General features: G+C 46.0%; 19 protein-coding genes and 1 tRNA gene. 4 read left to right on the top strand and 16 right to left on the bottom strand.

The features are described from left to right. The first annotated feature begins 104 nt into the window (after positions 1 to 104). Both ACYSNS_RS08240 and ACYSNS_RS08235 read left to right on the top strand, forming a co-directional pair. Positions 105 to 179 (top strand) — tRNA-Val (locus ACYSNS_RS08240). A 174-nt stretch (positions 180 to 353) separates the two neighbouring features. Continuing rightward, positions 354 to 1,679: a DUF3422 family protein gene (locus ACYSNS_RS08235; RefSeq protein WP_461722853.1), complete on the top strand. Its 1,326-nt coding sequence runs from the start codon at positions 354 to 356 to the stop codon at positions 1,677 to 1,679. A gap of 333 nt (positions 1,680 to 2,012) precedes the next feature. Here ACYSNS_RS08235 and ACYSNS_RS08230 read toward each other — a convergent pair whose 3' ends face one another. From ACYSNS_RS08230 to ACYSNS_RS08210, 5 genes are all read right to left on the bottom strand, one after another. Then, positions 2,013 to 2,516, bottom strand: a complete 504-nt coding sequence (locus ACYSNS_RS08230; RefSeq protein ID WP_461722661.1) for a MerR family transcriptional regulator — start codon at positions 2,514 to 2,516, stop codon at positions 2,013 to 2,015. Between the two features lie 148 nt (positions 2,517 to 2,664). Then, positions 2,665 to 2,976, bottom strand: a complete 312-nt coding sequence (locus ACYSNS_RS08225; protein ID WP_461722660.1) for an integration host factor subunit alpha — start codon at positions 2,974 to 2,976, stop codon at positions 2,665 to 2,667. A gap of 74 nt (positions 2,977 to 3,050) precedes the next feature. Further along, a complete protein-coding gene (locus ACYSNS_RS08220; protein ID WP_461722659.1) occupies positions 3,051 to 4,025 on the bottom strand; it encodes a beta-ketoacyl-ACP synthase III in 975 nt (324 codons plus the stop codon). Positions 4,026 to 4,074: 49 nt separating this feature from the next. Continuing rightward, positions 4,075 to 5,145 carry a phosphate acyltransferase PlsX gene (plsX, locus tag ACYSNS_RS08215; protein WP_461722658.1) on the bottom strand — a complete coding sequence of 357 codons (1,071 nt, stop codon included), beginning with the start codon at positions 5,143 to 5,145 and terminating at the stop codon, positions 4,075 to 4,077. Positions 5,146 to 5,290: 145 nt separating this feature from the next. Then, positions 5,291 to 5,848, bottom strand: a complete 558-nt coding sequence (locus ACYSNS_RS08210; RefSeq protein ID WP_461722657.1) for a DUF177 domain-containing protein — start codon at positions 5,846 to 5,848, stop codon at positions 5,291 to 5,293. 221 nt (positions 5,849 to 6,069) lie between these two features. Between ACYSNS_RS08210 and ACYSNS_RS08205 the strand changes: the two genes are divergently transcribed. Beyond that, positions 6,070 to 6,582, top strand: coding sequence for an outer membrane protein assembly factor BamE (locus ACYSNS_RS08205; protein ID WP_461722852.1), 513 nt, complete (start codon positions 6,070 to 6,072; stop codon positions 6,580 to 6,582). Positions 6,583 to 6,703: 121 nt separating this feature from the next. On the opposite strand, the gene nusB is transcribed toward ACYSNS_RS08205, so the two are convergent. The 6 genes from nusB to glyA form a co-directional block, all read right to left on the bottom strand. Continuing rightward, the gene (gene nusB / locus ACYSNS_RS08200; RefSeq protein WP_461722656.1) at positions 6,704 to 7,180 is read right to left on the bottom strand and encodes a transcription antitermination factor NusB; all 477 of its coding nucleotides are present in this window, start codon (positions 7,178 to 7,180) and stop codon (positions 6,704 to 6,706) included. Further along, complete coding sequence (locus ACYSNS_RS08195) at positions 7,177 to 7,632, bottom strand: 6,7-dimethyl-8-ribityllumazine synthase (protein WP_461722655.1); 456 nt, start codon at positions 7,630 to 7,632, stop codon at positions 7,177 to 7,179. The genes nusB and ACYSNS_RS08195 overlap by 4 nt, the downstream gene beginning before the upstream one ends. 194 nt (positions 7,633 to 7,826) lie before the next feature. Further along, positions 7,827 to 8,441, bottom strand: coding sequence for a riboflavin synthase (locus ACYSNS_RS08190; RefSeq protein ID WP_461722654.1), 615 nt, complete (start codon positions 8,439 to 8,441; stop codon positions 7,827 to 7,829). Beyond that, positions 8,426 to 9,538 carry a bifunctional diaminohydroxyphosphoribosylaminopyrimidine deaminase/5-amino-6-(5-phosphoribosylamino)uracil reductase RibD gene (ribD, locus tag ACYSNS_RS08185; protein WP_461722653.1) on the bottom strand — a complete coding sequence of 371 codons (1,113 nt, stop codon included), beginning with the start codon at positions 9,536 to 9,538 and terminating at the stop codon, positions 8,426 to 8,428. The genes ACYSNS_RS08190 and ribD overlap by 16 nt, the downstream gene beginning before the upstream one ends. Beyond that, on the bottom strand, positions 9,531 to 10,013 hold the full coding sequence (gene nrdR / locus ACYSNS_RS08180; protein ID WP_461722652.1) for a transcriptional regulator NrdR: 483 nt from the start codon (positions 10,011 to 10,013) through the stop codon (positions 9,531 to 9,533). Before nrdR ends, ribD begins: the two co-directional genes overlap by 8 nt. A 20-nt stretch (positions 10,014 to 10,033) precedes the next feature. Further along, on the bottom strand, positions 10,034 to 11,341 hold the full coding sequence (gene glyA / locus ACYSNS_RS08175; RefSeq protein ID WP_461722651.1) for a serine hydroxymethyltransferase: 1,308 nt from the start codon (positions 11,339 to 11,341) through the stop codon (positions 10,034 to 10,036). A 349-nt stretch (positions 11,342 to 11,690) separates the two neighbouring features. On the opposite strand from glyA, the gene argC reads away from it, so the two are divergent. Further along, positions 11,691 to 12,626 (top strand): N-acetyl-gamma-glutamyl-phosphate reductase, encoded by a 936-nt coding sequence (argC, locus tag ACYSNS_RS08170; protein WP_461722650.1) that lies wholly within the window; start codon positions 11,691 to 11,693, stop codon positions 12,624 to 12,626. Positions 12,627 to 12,826: 200 nt separating this feature from the next. Here the strand turns inward: argC and ACYSNS_RS08165 are convergent, their stop codons facing one another. The 5 genes from ACYSNS_RS08165 to ACYSNS_RS08145 all read right to left on the bottom strand — a co-directional run bounded on the left by ACYSNS_RS08165 (position 12,827) and on the right by ACYSNS_RS08145 (position 19,010). Continuing rightward, positions 12,827 to 13,903, bottom strand: coding sequence for a COX15/CtaA family protein (locus ACYSNS_RS08165; protein ID WP_461722649.1), 1,077 nt, complete (start codon positions 13,901 to 13,903; stop codon positions 12,827 to 12,829). A 125-nt stretch (positions 13,904 to 14,028) separates the two neighbouring features. Further along, entirely contained in the window at positions 14,029 to 15,810 is a 1,782-nt protein-coding gene (locus ACYSNS_RS08160; protein ID WP_461722648.1) for a GumC domain-containing protein, read from the bottom strand. A 265-nt stretch (positions 15,811 to 16,075) separates the two neighbouring features. Further along, complete coding sequence (locus ACYSNS_RS08155) at positions 16,076 to 17,359, bottom strand: L,D-transpeptidase family protein (protein ID WP_461722851.1); 1,284 nt, start codon at positions 17,357 to 17,359, stop codon at positions 16,076 to 16,078. A gap of 170 nt (positions 17,360 to 17,529) precedes the next feature. After that, positions 17,530 to 17,961 (bottom strand): DUF6163 family protein, encoded by a 432-nt coding sequence (locus ACYSNS_RS08150; RefSeq protein ID WP_461722647.1) that lies wholly within the window; start codon positions 17,959 to 17,961, stop codon positions 17,530 to 17,532. Further along, positions 17,961 to 19,010, bottom strand: a complete 1,050-nt coding sequence (locus ACYSNS_RS08145; protein WP_461722646.1) for an enoyl-CoA hydratase/isomerase family protein — start codon at positions 19,008 to 19,010, stop codon at positions 17,961 to 17,963. Before ACYSNS_RS08145 ends, ACYSNS_RS08150 begins: the two co-directional genes overlap by 1 nt. Positions 19,011 to 19,035 lie beyond the last annotated feature (25 nt).

Raw genomic sequence — 19,035 nt, 5'->3', positions numbered from 1 at the left:
GGCCTTATCTAAAATATTTACGTTTTCGCTCCCATATTATCATTTTTTTGCCGTTCAGGCATTGACCTTCAGCATTTGATATGGTGTATGCAGCGGCATCGGATGGGCGTGTAGCTCAGCGGGAGAGCACTACATTGACATTGTAGGGGTCACAGGTTCAATCCCTGTCACGCCCACCATCCTTTAAAAAAACAGATATCTTCCCCTCGTTTCATTTTTCATCTGCGCTATTTTTTCATCTATAACGCAAGAGACACTATTTTCCGTTCACCTTTCATACTAAGAAGACACGCTAAATCACACAAACATTGTGTCGTCACGGCAAGACATCAAAGGAGAATCGGTTGCCAAATATTGATGAAGCCAAACAAACCAGCTTTGACCTAAGTGGAAATAGCATTCTCGGGTTTTCATCATACGATGGACGCGGAGCCGCGATCGGCGAGATTCACGCCCGCCCCTATCCTCTTATTGAAGGGCCGATGCTGCTGATCCAGCTTGCTTTCATTACTGATCCTGCCAGCGGTCAAGATCAAAATACCCTATCGGAATTTTCAAGACGCCTCGGAATATCACCACCTGAAGCAGCTGCGCGACATCATGCGATGCAATGGGGGAAAGGAAGCCTGCGTTGGGAGAAACATACTGAATTCTCAACCTATCTGTGGGAAGCACCGCTAAACGTTAAAACGCATTTACCGGAAGGAAACTCACCCTTTGGTCTAGGCTTCCCCACACCGGGCAAGGCTATTTCTGGCGTGAAACTTGAAATATTGCCGTGGAATTCAAATTCAGAGCGGCGCATTGAGGATTTCGATCCAGGGAGTCTCTGTTATTCGTTGGTCGAGGGAGGTATGGCAGCAATCATCACCGACTTTCGTCAAGATGGTGATAATCTCACTCCCATGCTGATTCTCGACAAGGGGCTTTCCCCTGCACGACTCGGTGCTTTATCGCAGCGCCTTATAGAAATAGAGACTTATCGAACCCTTGCTATGCTTGGCTTGCCGTTGGCGCAAAAATTATCCTCTCAGACAAGAAGTATGGAAGAAAAGCTTGCAACACTCACCGCCGATATGCGCGCCAATGAAAAACGCGACAATCGGCATCTGTTGGATGAATTGACAAGTTTGGCTATTGGTTTGGAAGCAGATGCAGCCGCAAGCCTTTACCGGTTTGGCGCCAGTCGGGCGTATGATGGCATTGTAACCGAACGGCTCCATACGTTAAACGAAGCGCCAGTAACCGGATACGACACGTGGATAGGGTTTCTACAGCGACGTATGGCACCCGCGATGAGGACCTGCCGCTCGGTAGAAGATCGGCAAGCCAATTTATCACGTAAATTGACACGCGCGACCAATCTTTTACGCACGTGGATAGATGTTGAATTGGAAGAACAAAATCGGGATCTTCTATCGTCCATGGATCAACGCGCGAAAACACAATTACGACTCCAACAAACAGTCGAGGGACTATCAGTCGCTGCAGTGTCATATTATGTCGTCGGATTGATCGGCTATCTTAGTAAGGGCACCCATTTCTTTGGCTGGACCACGCCACCCGAATACATTACCGCTTTAGCCGTACCTGTAGCACTACTCATTGTATGGTGGCTTGTTAGACGCATTCGACGTTCCCATAGTGGTGCAACACATAATGACCAACAGCAACATTGAGCGCATTCATTTAACAAAGTGATATGCAGGATCTATACCGACATAGTTGCAATAGCAGAACAGATTAGAATAAGAGACCGGGAGTTGCGCTGCTAACAAACCATCAATGGCGCAATCAATTTGCCTCTCTGTGGTTGGATAAAGCCTAGCAGCGCATTTCTTGTGTCACACGGATATCATTCGGAGGGTGTAATGATTCCGCCTGGAACTGAGTATCCAATATCGAAATACAAAAATTTTCACCGACGCAATGTTGTAAACATCCATGACCGCGAACATTTTTACGCGTGCCTGTATCTCACTTAGCGCAATAACGTTAGTCTTTATTGATTCTCAACGCGCCCGATCAAGTACACGCTTACATTCGATCAATTCAAAAAGCGTCTCTTGCAACAATGTTTTATCATCTTTTCCATGATTTTTATTGCTCGTGCCCAACTGGGCATCTGAATCGGCTTTCATAAAGCCGAATAGTCCTTTGGACGGTGCCTTTACCACTTCTGTAGTTGTGTCTTGTAAGTCTTCAGCGCGTTTTTTCTGCGTGATAGCATCTATAGCCGCCACGTCACCGGTTCCCAAGGCTACAACGAAGGCAACACCATTTTCCTTCAAAAGACGTTGCGCACCCTTTATCGTGTAACCCTGTCCATACAAAAGTTGCTGAATACCCTTTAGGAGATCTACATCAGCCGGACGATAATAGCGGCGTCCGCCGCCGCGCTTCAAAGGTTTTATCTGGGTAAACCGCGTTTCCCAAAACCGCAACACGTGTTGAGGAAGGTCCAGTGCCTCTGCAACTTCACTGATCGTACGAAATGCGTCTGGACTTTTATCCATTTTACGACCTCAAGCAAATTATACGAATCAACCACTAAACGACTGTCGTAACAGTAGTTTTATGGAAACCATACGTCAAGCTTACATGCTATATCTACGTGTTTGTTCAAAAGTTTTGCTTGAACTGACAGCGCCAAAGGTACGCTAACTACGCCTTCTTCAATCGATGAGAATCCAAAATACGCTGTTTGAGCACGTTAGACGCTTTGAATGTCATAACCCGACGGGGTGAGATTGGTACCTCTTCACCAGTTTTGGGATTACGACCGATACGCTCACTTTTACTTCTTACGTGAAACGTTGCAAATGAGGACAACTTAACTGTATCCCCTTTAACAATTGCATCGCACACTTCATCGAGAATCATTTCAACCAGTGAAGCTGATTCCGTACGAGACAGACCAACTTGTCTGCAAACCGCATCTGCCAAATCTGCACGTGTAACTGTTTTGCCTGTCATAACAGCTGCCTCATAAAATATTGAAGTTAAAGAACTTATACGGTTTATTTAGTTCTGGTCAAGTCGCCTTGCCATTACCAGCGCACCAAGACAGCCCCCCAAGTGAAGCCACCGCCCATTGCTTCGAGCATAACGAGATCACCCTTCTTGATACGACCATCGCTCACAGCCGATGCAAGCGCTAAAGGTACGGATGCCGCCGAGGTGTTACCGTGTTGACCGACTGTAATAACGACTTTTTCTTCATCAATGCCGAGCTTTTTAGCGGATGCATCAATGATCCGTTTATTCGCTTGATGTGGCACAAACCAATCAAGGTCGGTTGCCGAGATACCCGTTGCTAAAAAGCAATCATCGATAACGTCCGTGATCATTCCCACAGCATGCTTGAATACTTCGCGTCCTTCCATGCGAAGATGTCCCGTCGTCTGCGTTGTGGAAGGTCCACCATCGACATAAAGCTTATTAACGTGTGCACCATCTGAACGTAACTTCGAAACAAGGATGCCACGGTCTTCATTTGTTCCGCTCTGCTTGGGCAAAGCCTCCAGCACGACTGCTCCAGCTCCGTCACCAAATAAAACGCAAGTCGTCCTATCTTCCCAATCGAGAATACGAGAAAATGTCTCAGCACCGATAACCAACGCTCTCTTTGCCATACCGCTGCGCAAGTAAAGATCACCTGTTGTTATGGCAAAAATAAATCCAGAACACACAGCTTGAACATCAAACGCGAAGCCATGTTCCATTCCCAAAGCATTCTGAATTTCCACTGCTGAGGCTGGAAATGTGTGATTGGGTGTGGAGGTTGCCAATATAATGCAATCAATATCTGCAATAGTTAAACCAGCATTTTCCAAAGCCGCTCTCGCAGCTGCAGTGCCAAGCGATACCGTTGTTTCGTCCTTGTCCGCGATATAACGCTGACGAATACCTGTTCTTTGCACAATCCACTCATCGGATGTTGCAACAAGCTGCTCTAAATCGCTATTCAGCACTTTCTTTTTTGGCAGTGCACTTCCAATGCCGCATATAGCAGAACGAATCATTCAGTTTAATCCTTGCCCGGAATTTACAAATTAAATTGCTGAAGCCGGTTTAATTTTTATCCAAGTCATGGGCACTGTCTTCTTCTTGATGAAGGAGTACCGGTTTTTTTTCGTGAAAATCCCGCAGATCCGCTGCAATTTTTTCTAAGAGTTTGTTATTGACCATCTCATAGCCAACCCGGATAGCCGATGCAAAACCATCCGCATCTGTTCCTCCGTGGCTTTTGATGACGACACCATTCAAGCCAAGTAAAACGCCGCCATTCACGCGGCCCGGATCCATTTTTTGCTTTAGCTTGCGAAACGCACCCACAGAAAGCAAATATCCAATGCGTGAAAATATAGAGCTTCGCATGGCATCGCCTAATATCTTTGCCATCTGACGAGCGGTACCTTCCGCAGCCTTCAATGCAATATTTCCCGAGAAGCCTTCTGTGACGACAACGTCGACCGTGCCTTTTCCTATATCGTTGCCCTCGACAAAACCTTTGTATTCAAGCCCGTCAAGCTGGACTTCTCGCAGCATCATTCCCGCCTGCTTGATTTCATCCAGTCCTTTGACTTCTTCAACACCCACATTCAAAAGGCCGATAGAAGGTCTTTCCACATGATAAAGAGCGCGAAACATTCCGGCCCCCATCACAGCGAGATCTACCAATTGATCAGCTGATGCACCAATCGTTGCCCCGATATCCAAAACGATGCTTTCGCCGCGTAGCGTTGGCCATACTCCCGCTATACCGGGCCTATCGGCCTCGGCCATCATGCGCAGACAAAAATAGGACATTGCCATGAGCGCACCGGTATTTCCCGCCGAAACACATGCGTCTGCCTCTCCATTTTTGACCGCTTCGATAGCATGCCACATCGACGACTTGCCTCGACCATTGCGCAATGCCTGACTTGGCTTTTCGTCCATGCGTGTAAATGTTTCAGTCGCTATGAAAGTCGATTTTTCTGCTAAATCAGGATATTTTTTGAGAACAGGTTCCACAACTTCCTTAACGCCGTAAAACAGCAGGTGGATATCGGGAAAACGTTTCTGTGCGATTGCAGCACCGGCAATCGTAACTTCTGGGCCATAATCGCCACCCATTGCGTCCACAGAAATTCTGATCACTCTTATATGTCCTAATTACATTCAGATTGGCAGTGCCGAGGTTCAATGGAATGGCACCCCACGCCTTCCCATCGCTGTCATGACGCTGAAAATAGCGTTTTTACAATATCATACAACAACTAATTTACTTTTTTACCGGTCACAATTATTTCAGCTGTTTCAAGATAGCAAATGGAGAAGGCTTCTTTTCAACCTGTTTTTCGTCATCAGACAGCTGCACTTCCGCACCTGATTTACGTGGATAGGGATCAATAGCGAGCTCAAAAAACTCCTCCATGATCATCCCCACATCAATCGAATCCCCATGGAAAACTTCAGGAGCGTCCGGACCTTCGGCATCTAAAAAAATTTCCCCCGTCTCATCGCGAGTTTCAGGCTTAAGCAAACGAGAATCATCTGGAACGAAGACTGCTTCAATATTTTCATCGATCTTCTGCGGCACTGGTTCCAATGTAACAATACACGCTTGAGATATATCGGCCTTCAGATTGCCCTTCACGCGAATTCCACGTTTTTTCCAAGGCAGAATTTGGAATTCCCCAAAAAAAACTGAAACGTCTAGCAAACCATGATTCTTCGCAAGCTTTGATCGTTCTTTTTCGTCAGCATCGATTTCAACGCGTATGCCTTTCACAGGCAGAGATTTGACATTGACGGGGTAATTGATAGCAAATGTCATCGTTGCATGATTATTGTCGTTCATAATTCGTCCTCAAGATCGATATACAATGACCTCAGCTGATTGGTGCCATGGTCCAGCCATTATTTCAGGTTAGGCGGCTTGTTAAGATGCCAAAACAATTGGTAGTGCTTTATTCTATCAAATAATAGCATGCCACATCCGATGCAATCTATTGCAAACAGTTGCAAGGTAGTTTAGGCAAAAAGAACTGGAACAGGAGGTAAGCCTCCGCCATGCATAAAATGGAGATGTCATTGTTTCATATGATCCGCGTTGTAACCCGGGCCAGGCATGGGTTAATGGTCGGTCTGTTGGCAGCCACAGCCATAGCTGTTACTGGCTGTAAATCAACCGATGTGCTCAATACAAGCCAAACCTATAATGAGGGCTATGTGCTGGATCAAGCAGCGCTCGATTCCGTACCTGTTGGGTCCAGCCGGGATCAGGTCTTACTTGCCTTAGGCTCCCCATCTTTGACAGCCATGTATGACAATGAAGTGTTTTATTATATTTCGCAGACACGCTACCGTGGTGCGCAGTTTATGAAACCGAAAATCATTGACCGCAAGATTCTTGCTATCTACTTCAATAAAAATGGGCAGATTGACAAGATCGCTAATTACGGGCTCCAAGATGGAAAAATCTTTGATAGTGTTTCACAGACAACACCTACCGGTGGACGTGATCAGTCATTCTTGTCTCAGTTGATCAAAGGCTCTTCAGGTGTTCCGAACTTACCAACAAACAGTAGGTAAAATTGGCTGAATGAGACTTCAAAAATCCTTTAGTGCGATATTTTTCGTCTGAAAGTAACAGATATAAAAAAGCCCTTCTCGGAAGGGCTTTTTTATTTTCAAAATGCATATTTGTCGAACACTAAGGTCGCAGTTCTTTTGCTATCCTGTCGAGAACCGCATTTACCAGCTTTGGCTCATCCGCATCAAAGAATGCCTTGGCTACATCAACATATTCGCTAACGATAACGGCTACAGGCACATCAAGCCGGTTTTTAATTTCCCATAATCCCGCACGTAAAATCGCACGGAGGGTCGAATCAATGCGTGACAAAGGCCAATCCTCAGGCAACCGTTGCCGGATCATTGGGTCAAGTATTTTTTGTTCCTCAACCACACCTGCAATAATCGCACGAAACCACTGCGGATCTGCATCAAGATATTGATCACCGTCGATATCTTGTCCCAAGCGATAAGCTTCATATTCTGCCGCGGTTTCCATGACGCCGGTGCCCGCAACATCCATCTGATAAAGCGCTTGTACCGCTGCTAAACGTGCAGCACCGCGCTTGTTTGCTGGCCGTATCGTAGAGCGATTTGTACCACTAGTATTATTCAACGGTTTACTCCGAATTCATGTTTTAAAGCAACCATTCGCAGAGCTGCAGCTGCCGCGAAGCCACCTTTATTTTTCTGATCGTCTTTAGCACGAGCCCATGCTTGTTTCTCATTCTCAACGGTTAGAATCCCGTTGCCAATAGCCAACCGTTTACGAACGCTCAATTCGGTCAGGGCTCGGCATGAATCGTTTGAAACTATCTCGAAATGGTACGTTTCTCCCCGAATAACACACCCCAACGCGACGTAGCCGTCATAGTTTTTCTCGCCTTTTTCAGCAAACGCAATGGCGGCCGGAACTTCTAACGCACCCGGAACGGTTATGACGTCAAAGGTTGCCTCTGCCTTTGCCAAAACCCCTTTTGCCCCTCCTAAGAGAGCATCGGAAATATCGTTGTAGAAACGTGCTTCAACAATGAGAAGATGTGGTTTTTTGACTATTTTTTTTGTCATGATGTGGTCCTGCAGATGAACGATCGGTCATCATCAATAGGCCGAGTTGTCACGGTACCAAGCGATGAATGAATTTGTTCTGGTCTAAATGAGTTTTCGATAAAGCGAAAGCCGCTTTTCTAGCGAAGGTCAAAATACATGATTTTTCTGACCAATGCTATTAAACGCGATCGTCAAACGATTGATTGAAGCAGTCAGCAACTAATCGGAAAATCGGCCAACCGTGCGGCATAGCGCGCAAGCTGATCTATCTCTACGTTGACGAAATCTCCGATTTTAGCGTCTGCCCACGTTGTAACGTCCAATGTGTGCCTTATGATCAACACATCAAAAATATTGCCATTGACAGAGTTGACCGTCAAAGAAGTGCCATTTAACGCCACAGAGCCCTTTTGCGCAATAAACCGCGCCAAATCTTCCGGCACTTCCAATTGATAGCGCATGGCATCACCTTCTGCAGTCATCGTAATGATCTGCGCCAAACCATCGACGTGTCCCGATACCAAATGCCCCCCCATCTCGTCACCAAGCTTAAGCGAACGTTCCAAATTGATATGGGTGCCGATTTTCCATTGTGTCAAATTTGTCAACCGCATTGCCTCTTCCCATGCCTCAACAACAAACCAGTCACGATTGCTATCGGTATTTGGCAGTTCAACAACCGTAAGACAAATACCGCCACAAGCTATGGATGCACCGATATCAATCGTTGACGTATCGTAATTTGTAGCTATCTTCAGGCGTATACCTTCATTTAATGTGGCAACTGATTCAATAACACCTACATCTGTGACTATACCGGTGAACATTTTCCGTCACGTCTCCATTCTGAATACTGATCACTTCCAAACGTCGCAGCAGACGTCTGTTTGAACTTTGAAAGATAATGCTTCATATTTGGTGCGGCAACACCGTCTGGTCCCAAGTTGATAGGGCAATTGAAAAGCGAAAGCTTATCAACGCAATCATGATTCAAAAAATCATCAGCCGTTCGCGTACCACCCTCTATTAAAACGCTTGCGACATTCCTCTCGAATAGTAGCTGCAAAATATCTTGGGGTAAAAACTGACCATGCTTCGTTCCAAGAGAGATAACATCAACACCCCGCTTCCTAAAAGCATGAGCTGCATTTTTTGGCAAATCATGATCACAGATAATCCATGTCGGCATTTCGCCAGCCGTGGTAACTATATTGCTATTCAGTGGTGTGCGAAGATTTCGATCTAGTACAATTCGGATCGGGGACCGCGGACTTAAACCGGGCAGCCGGCAGGTTAAAAGCGGGTCATCTACCAGAACAGTTGACACGCCTACCAAAATTGCATCATGACAAGCGCGTAAACCAAAGCTAATAGAATGCGAGATTGCATTACTTATCGCGACGTTGCCTTTTTTTTCTATTCCTATAGCGTTATCGGCGGAAATCGCCAATTTCAGTGTAACTTCAGGCCTTTTCTGAAGTTTTTTTGTCATGTAAGCGCTTAAACTTTCATAAGCCGACTGCGCCAATACACCCGTCGTCACATCAATGCCAGCCGCCTGAAGGATCGCGACACCCCTGCCCGCCACCCTATCATCAGGATCAAGCAAAGCGATAACTACACGCTTTATCCCGGCTTTAACTAAAGCATTGGCGCAGGGAGGTGTCTTACCGAAATGGGAACAAGGCTCAAGCGTGACGTAGGCAGTGGCGCCTTGCGCTTGCGATCCTGCCATAACCAATGCTTGTGGTTCAGCATGAGGTCGGCCACCTATAGCCGTCACCCCGTGGCCGATTATGGTTTTCCGATCTTGCGCAACAAGAACAGTTCCAACGGACGGATTTTCATTCGTTAGACCAATATGACGATAGGCAAGCCTTATGGCTGCCGCCATAAATCGCTGATCGACAACTGCATCAGGCATCTGTTTCGGTTTCTTTTGTCATCTCAATATCGGAGATTTCATCAATGACATCATGAAAGTCGCTAGCATTGCGAAAGTTTCTGTATACGGAAGCAAACCGGATGTAAGCAATATCATCGATGCCTTTCAAAGCCTCCATAACGAGGTGCCCGATTTCTTCAGAAGGGATTTCCGGTTCGCCAGAACTTTCAAGCTGACGAACGATTCCCGATATTGCACGCTCAATACGATCTGGGTCAACATTGCGCTTCCGCAATGCAACATCAACAGACCGCATAAGCTTGTCGCGGTCGAAGGGAACCCTCCGACCACTTTTCTTAGCTACCATCAACTCACGGAGTTGCACACGTTCGAACGTCGTGAATCGTCCTCCGCAAACAGAGCATATGCGGCGGCGACGTATAACAGAACCATCCTCAGCAGGACGGGAATCCTTTACCTGAGTATCTTCTGATTGACAGTAAGGACACCGCATTTTCCACTCCGTTCCAGAAACTAACCTAAATATGAATAAAGCGGAAAGCGTTCAGTCAAAACTTTGACCTTACGTTGGACTTCTGCTTCTACGGCCGCGTTGCCTTCATCCGAATTGGCAACTTTCAAACCATCAAGAACTTCGGAAATAAGCTCACCAATTTCTCGGAACTCTTCCTCACCGAAACCGCGTGTCGTTGCAGCTGGCGTACCAAGACGAACACCTGACGTCACAAAAGGTTTTTCTGGATCGAATGGAATACCGTTCTTGTTACAGGTGATGTTAGCTCGGCCCAAGGCTGCCTCGGCACGTTTGCCCGTCGCATTCTTGGGCCGTAAGTCAACCAGCATAAGATGGTTGTCAGTACCGCCGGAAACAATATCGAGCCCGTTCTTCTTGAGACTAGCCGACAAGGCTTTAGCGTTTGCGACAACGTGCGTTGCATAGGTTTTGAAGGACGGCTGAAGTGCTTCACCAAATGCGACCGCTTTCGCTGCAATGACGTGCATTAGCGGACCGCCCTGCAAGCCAGGAAATACAGCAGAATTGATTTTTTTCGCCAAAGCCTCGTCATTGGTAAGGATCATGCCGCCGCGTGGGCCGCGTAGAGATTTATGGGTTGTAGTTGTGACAACATGGGCATGAGGAACAGGTGATGGGTGAACGCCACCTGCAACCAACCCAGCAATATGAGCCATATCAACCATTAGATATGCGCCAACTTCATCCGCAATTTCGCGAAAGCGCTTCCAATCCCAGAAACGAGAATATGCCGTTCCACCCGCTAGTATAAGTTTCGGCTTATGTTCCTTCGCCAATCGTGCGACTTCTTCCATGTCCAGCAATTGGTCTTCCTTACGAACACCATATGAAACAACATTAAACCACTTTCCCGACATATTGACCGGAGAACCATGTGTGAGGTGACCACCCGAATTCAGGTCAAGTCCCATAAATGTGTCACCGGGCTGGAGCAGCGCGAAGAACACAGCCTGGTTCATTTGACTACCGGAATTGGGTTGTACGTTAGCAAATGCTGCACCAAAAAGTTTTTTTGCACGCTCAATCGCTAATTCTTCAACGATATCGGCATATTCACAGCCGCCGTAATAACGCTTTCCCGGATATCCTTCAGCATATTTATTGGTGAAAACCGATCCCTGTGCCTCGAGAACCGCACGTGATACAATATTTTCAGAAGCTATAAGCTCGATTTCATGACGTTGCCGCCCGAGCTCACCGCGAATTGCATCGAAAACTTCTGCATCCACAGTTTGAAGATCATCATTGAAAAAGCGCTTTTGCGCGGCATTCATTTGTTCGCTCATGAGACAGATCCTATAACAGAAAAAACATGCTAGTGCCGAATAACATACCATGGCATTCAGGCCAAACAATTTGCAATCTTTTTACCGCCCAATACAAAAAAATATGACCGAGGCTATAAAGCTGTCCTTCATAAACAATAGTATTTTTTGACCGATAACGCCTGATCATCGCGTCTTTATATCAAAACTACCGCAGCAGTGCATTGTGTTGAAGTTGATTTTAGTTTTGAAGGACTACGCTACGGCATGGTAGCTGCTGATTTTCCTTGTAATCTCAAGCAAATTCCGCATAGTTTTACACTCATCAAAGCTGCATTAATACCGAGTCAAATCAAACAGGACTTATCAAATGACAACGAAGGTTTTCATCGACGGTGAACACGGAACCACCGGTCTACAGATTCAAAAACGTTTGGCTGAGCGACAGGATTTGCAGGTATTATCCATTCCGCACACCGAACGGCACGATGTAGCTGCAAGGATTGATCGGTTGAAATCGGCAGATATCGTTATTCTTTGCCTGCCAGACACCGCAGCGGTGGAAGCAGTCAAGCTTCTGGATGGCAATCATACAACGCGAATTATCGACAGTTCGACCGCCCATCGTATATCGCATGAATGGGTCTATGGCTTTGCCGAGATGACTGCGGAGCAAGAAAAACGTATTCGAGCAGCGCGTTTCGTGTCTAACCCAGGATGTTATCCTACCGGAGCTATAGGGATCTTACGACCACTTCGTGAAGCGTTTTTGGTCGATCCTGATATTGCGATAAGTATCAATGCAGTTTCTGGCTACACCGGCGGCGGGAAACAACTTATAGCACAGATGGAAGATGCAAACCGCGATGATGCAATTGCATCGAATTATTTTGTTTATGGTTTAAACCTCAAACATAAACATGTGCCGGAAATAAAAACGCACGGCCAGCTAACAGGCACACCGCTCTTCATACCAAGCGTAGGGCGGTTTGCTCAAGGTATGGTTGTTAACATTCCTTTACATGCCTCCCAATTCAGAAAATCTGTTAAAACGGATAATTTGCGGGATATCTTGGCTGAGCATTATAAGCACAAAAGATTCGTTTCAGTTGCCAGCAAAGAAGAAACCGAAAGCACAGTCCGTTTAGACCCGGAAATGCTCGCCAATACCGATGACATGAAAATTTTTGTTTTTGGCGATGATAACAATGGCATCTTTAATATAAGCGCAGTGCTCGACAATCTTGGCAAAGGCGCATCTGGAGCAGCGGTTCAAAACCTTGATTTGATGATGGAAAAGGTGTGAATTCTCTTAAGCCCCTCTTTCGATCAGAAGGGACGGAGACCGTGAATGGCTTAGTCCCTTTAATCAAAGGCGACATGTCAAAACATTGAATTAAGACACACTTTTCTAACGCGTCAGATGTCTGATTCACAGCTCACACATCCGAAAAACGAGGGACCCAATATGCCCCCGTTTTTCCTTTCATGCAAAAAGCGATTGACCTAAGATACAAGTGGATAAGCTCCTTTGGTTGCCCGCCAATGAGCAACGGCAAAACAGAGGACAATAAGCGCGAATCCTTGATGAATAAGTCCCCAGCTGATCGGTACTTCTGTCAATAACGTGACAATACCGAATATCGCCTGTGCCACTATAAGCAATAGCAACAGCATTGCGCGACGAGCATGCGTCGTTCCGGGTGCCAATTTCTCTACACGCAATGCATGGAAAAGCGCAGCTATAAGAAGCAGATAGGCAAAACCCCTGTGAATAAATTGCACTGTCAGTCTGTTTTCGAACAAATTCCGCCATACAGGATTATCAATCAACAATCCATCCGGTATGATCTGGCCGTCCATCAATGGCCACGTATTATAAACCTTGCCGGCATGCAATCCGGCAACGAGGGCACCGAGATAAATTTGAAATAGAACCAGGAATACGAGCCAACCGGCAAAACGCTGTATGCTACGATTTGCTGGCTTTTCAGAATAATCTGAAAGCCCGCGCGAAACATAAGTTACAAAAATGACAACAAGACAAGCTGTAACCAAATGAATCGCCAAGCGATATTGGCTAACGCTTGTTAGATCGCTTCCACCTAGTCCAGAAGCAACCATCCACCAACCGATTCCCCCCTGAATAGCAATAAGGACAGGTACGGCAATAAGCTGAGGAAGAATACTTTTTTCGATTCTCTTCGTTGCCCAAAACCAGATCAGCCCAAAGAGAGCAATAATTCCGACGAGCCGAGCAAGAACGCGATGGCCCCACTCCCACCAGAAAATCCCTTTAAATTCAGAAAGCGTCATACCTTGATTGACAAGTTTATATTGTGCGATCTGCTGATACTTTTCAAATTCCTCTTGCCATTGTGCGTCACCAATAGGCGGAATAACACCGTGTATCGGCTTCCACTCCGTGATTGACAGCCCTGAGCCGGTCATTCTCGTTGCGCCACCAACCAGAACAATCGCAAGACATAATAGCAGTATAATATAAAGCCACTTTTGTATCATACTACGATTGCGTGCTTGTTGTGGCGTTAATTCAGGGGTTTCAATGGCAATTGTGGTCATGTCAGGAAGCTTTCATTCAATCAGATGCCGGATATATCCGCCAATATTCTTGCTGTATTGGTGCAGCAACAGCGAAAAGAACACAAGGGCTCTAACCGCGACAAGCCGTCGCGTCGACAGGTATTTTATTGATCAATAGCCAAGTTGATAAAGTGTTTCGCTGCCGTACCGTCGAAAAAATCGAGCCAATCCTGACAAATTTCCGAGCTTTTGGAAGTGATGATAACACAGTCCACGCTTGAACGAATATCATCTCCGCCCAAATGCGGCCGACTGGCCATAGCAAACAAAACGATAGAATAGCTATGTCTTAATTCATCAAGCAGCGCCGGGATATCGGACGAGAAATCGCTCGCACGTATGGGAGCAGCTAAGCCCTGCGGAAGGATATCTATACCCGTATCATGATCTGTGTAGATAACTTCATTCAGTTTGGAATCGCCGGTCAGAACATCGGTAAAGCCCCTATGCGGTCCGATGAGCGTTCCAATCTGATTGGCAGAAACATCAACGAGTAGGACTGATTTCGTATCACTCTTCAATCCTATTGCTATCCTAGCAGATGCTTTTGCTGCATCTGGTCCTGCCACTGCGACCAAATGGACTGCACGATGACGCAAGAATGCCATTGTGTCGCTGAAGCCTAATTCAAGCAGCTCCTTTGGCACGGGAGACACATTAGGCTCCTTACCATCACTCTGTTTGACTTCAATCTGCTTATCAAACCGTCTCACCAAATAGCTCAAAAAACTTATCACCACCCAGAAGAACAAAAGCCCAAAAATTGCAGACCATATCAGTATCGAATGATATCTTTCGAACACCGAAAGTCGTTCCACTTCAACCGGAGTATTGTTTAGCAAGGCACCAAGTTCCGTTGGCGAGGTTTGACCAATATCTTCCATGACAAAGCGCAAAGATAATTTTTTCAGCTGAACGTCCAATGCCGATAGAAGCGTATCGGCTTTGGTTAGATCAAAGTTATCAACTTGCTGAAGTTGATCGCGCAAACGCTGCTCAACACTTAGTGCCATGTCAGCATCTCTATAAAGTTGCTGGATCACTAATTCGATGGTTTTGTCACGCTCTTGTAGAAGGACAGTTCGTTCAGCATCCATCGCTTTTATCTGCGGATGTGAACGACCAAGTTGCGCTTCCATATAGGCTATTTGACTATTTAACCGTTCAACGTTTTGTGTAATTCTTGCCACAGATGCATCATTGGCAATGAATGCCAAATCCATTGGCGCTTCGTGCGCATCTAAAACCTGTTGTATAGCATCTATGCGAGTCTCAGACGCCGTACGATCAGCAATTGCCATAGCCAATTCCGCATAAAGCGGATCTAAAGTGTCAACAGCCCGCGTATTGGCCAGCATAGTTCCTAAACTTTGGCGGAAATCAGCGAGAGCAGAATCTATCAGAGCGTTTCTTTGGTTGATTTCGTTTTGGCTGACTGTTTTCCTATCCGTAGCACGATTATCGTCCAGACGCCGTTCAAATGCGCTTAGCCATGTGACAAGCCCAAGCCGAACGGTTTGAGCATCTTCGCCAACAAACCGCAAACCAATGCTGCTACCCTCCTGTTTTATCAATACAGAACTATGAAACTTCTTCCGCGTATCACTTGTCAATGGATAGCCCAAGGCATTCGCTACCTCATGATAAACCGGATCAGATAACAATAAAGCCACAACAGCGCGTTGTTTTTTTCCATCGATAAATTCATCGATACTATTATTAAGTTGAATGCGCGTTTGTGCCTCATAAACGGGGGATTGAAAGAGGCATACAACCCAAATGATCGAAACCCATAATGCGGTAAACAGCAAAACCAGAGCAAGATTTTGCGGTAGAAAACGACTCAATCTGCTTTGAGATTCGATCTCGTTTTTCATTTCACCCATTAAACTTCAACAACATCATTCACAGATGGCAGTGTTTGAAAAAAATAAAAATGAAGCTGATTTATCACCAATGGCCAACTCTCTGGTCCAACGGTTGCCAACAACAAACTTACCTATTTCACGCAGAAACTTTGCAATTTCTGATATCTACCCATGAAACATAGTTCTCAAATAAATCGAATGAGTAACTATCCCCTTAAGATTAATCAAAAAAAACCGCCCCAAGGGCGGTTTTTCTTTTTGCTGTTTTCAATATACGTGCATTTTAACCTGCCGTATCCAACGCCAATTCCGCAGACCCGTCCATATGGTAAATGTCGTCACGGAATTGGGTGACTCCCTCCCCCGTCGACCAAGCCGAAATGTATACGAAATGCAATGGAATAGGATCAGGTATGTTGATCGGAGTATTCTTCCGTGAAGCAATAACAGATTCCATTTGCTGACGATCCCAACCGGGGGTATTTTTCAAAATCCATTGATTCAGATCGCGGATATTCTGAATACGAATACAACCAGACGAATCAAACCGCATCAAATTGTTAAACAAAGTCTGCTGCGGTGTATCGTGCATATAAACTGCGTAAGGGTTGGCAAAATTAATCTTTGTCGACGACATAGCGTTTATTTTCCCCGGGTCCTGGCGAAACATCAGGTTGACAGCATCGTCACTATGCCAGTTAACGCTCTCAGGAGAGACTTCTTCCCCTTTATTGTTGTAAAGGTGAATGTTATTGTCCGCAAGATAAGACGGCTTACGCTGCATCAATGGAATGATATCTTTGCGGATAATAGATTTTGGAACAGTCCAAAATGGGTTCAGAATTATCTGGCTGATTTTAGAATCCAAAAGCGGAGTTTGCCGATCGATTTTACCAACAACGGCAGTATGGCGTTGTGCAACGACACCATCTTCTACAGCTTCGATCTGAGCAGCAGGAATATTCACCATCACGAAACGCGTTTCTTTGGAAACAAGTTCTGCTTTTGGCGTTAACCGGTCCAAATTAATGCGTAACTGATTCAACCGTACCTGCGCATCGACGTTCATTGATTTATAAGTAAAATCTCCCGTCACTCCATCCGCAGGTAACCCATGACGGGCTTGAAACCTTTTAACCGCAGCGTCGACATAAGAATCAAACGACTGCGACATTCCCGCACTGCTTGAAAGATCACCTGAGGCAGCCAATCTCTGCCGCAAAGGGACAACCGCGGGATGGGTTACACCTATCTGCAGTTTCCCCTGTTCTGTTGGCACTCTCGGCCAGCCGCCCCTGTTTACAATATCCTCATATTGCGTGATAGCCTGCTGCGTGAAAGCGACGGTAGCAAAACTCAAAACCGGCTGGTTGGATGCAACACTCGCGCCGCCGGATGCTCCCGCATCAAATTGATCATCCCAACGCCCACGTCCGCTCTGGGCTAGAAGTGTTTGACCAGACGAATTTGCAAAAACTGGCAGTGCAGCCATGGTAACGCTAGCGGTAAGGGCTGATTTAAGAAAAAGCCGACGTCCCATGATACGGCAAGTATCGGTCTTTGATATTTTTTCTGTCATTCTCTATCTTCCAGCGCTCAATCGATAAGACATATAACCATGATTTCTATTAAGAAAACACCATTTTAAGGCAAAATGAAGTTACACACGCGAATTTGGATTTCTTCACGTTGATACACGTCACCGTGATACACTGCCGAAGCTGCGTCAAAATGATTCTAATATTCCGTTACGACTTCATCTTTCCGGCGTTTTTTCAAGAAAATAGCCACCTGTAGTGCTAAAAAAATCAAAAACAACACACTATGCAAAAGCGCTATCAACGGTAGTGAGGTAAATTCGCTGCTATAGACGGTGAATGCGAGAGATTCAGTCAATGCAGCCATAATCCACAGAATGATTCCCCAAGGTGAGCGCATCCAAAGTCCTATTGCAGCGACAGGGTATAGCACCGAAAGCGTTGCGCTGAGTGTTTGCCATTGCCAAGGCATGCGGTCTATCCGCCAGAACTCACCCGGAAACACCCCTACGAGCCGCAACCAAAACATACACCCTGCAGCCAAACAGATTAAAGATAAGACGCGTAGATAAACACCATACCCAACCGTCAGACCATCGAATTTGGATATTTGTTTTAATTGGTTATCCATCAAACATCCAATTCCGTCGCCACCGGTTGAAAGTACGAATCAACCATTTCTTCGGTGACCGTAACAAGATTGTCCGGCTGCCAATGCGGCTGATGATCCTTATCTACCAATGCGGCACGAACACCTTCATAGAAATCATGATTATCTAGCATATGATGTGCTATGCGGTTTTCTAACTTCAAACAATCATCTAAGCCCAATGGCCTACATTGCGCTAGATGCCGCCAGATCACCTTTAGACTAGTGGGCGAGCGACCGAGCAACGTATCCAGACATGTCTGTGCAAAGCTGTTCCCGTCCTTAACTTTCTGTGCAAGCATATCCATACAATTTGCTAAAGTTTCAGCACCAAAACAATCGCTGATCAATGACCGCACGTCGACACTGGTTTCATAATCCACCTCAATAGAGTACTTTTCAAGCGCCGGACGCGGATTGCCCTGCTCAATAATAATTTGTCTCAAACCGTCCAAATTATCTTGAGATACAGCATGCGTTGCCAACCCTGCCTGCAGACAGTCCCCCCACTTACATTGTGCACCTGTCATAGCGAGATATAAGCCGAAGTTGCCACTCAAGCGTGGCAGAAACTCTCCCGCACCCACGTCGCAGAAAAATCCAATAGCGCTTTCAGGCATAGCGAAAACGGTATTTTCAGTGACTATTCGATGAGAACCATGAATAGAAATGCCTGCACCGCCACCCATACAGATACCATCAAGGATCGCTATATATGGTTTTGGAAAACGTCCAATATAGGCGTTTAAACGATATTCATCTGAAAAATAGTCATAAGCCGGCTTGCCAGATTTACCCGCTTTATAAACGGAAACGACATCACCGCCCGAGCAAAATGCCCTTCCCTCGCCCTCGATTAAGACGCACGATACATCGTCATCAGTCTCCCAACTCCGCAAAGCTGTATCCAGAGCCTTTACCATATCGTGACTTATGGCATTTAAAGCAGATGGCCGCGTCAACCTTACAATACCGGCCCGTCCCTCTTTGAAAAAAGAAATATCTTTTCCGCCTTGAAAATCCACCTGCATTTTACGTACTCCTTCTGGAACAGCT

It is taken from the genome of Bartonella sp. LJL80 (assembly GCF_054871565.1).
The sequence above is the reverse complement of the archived record's forward strand: the minus strand, read 5'-3'. Positions and strand labels throughout refer to the sequence as shown.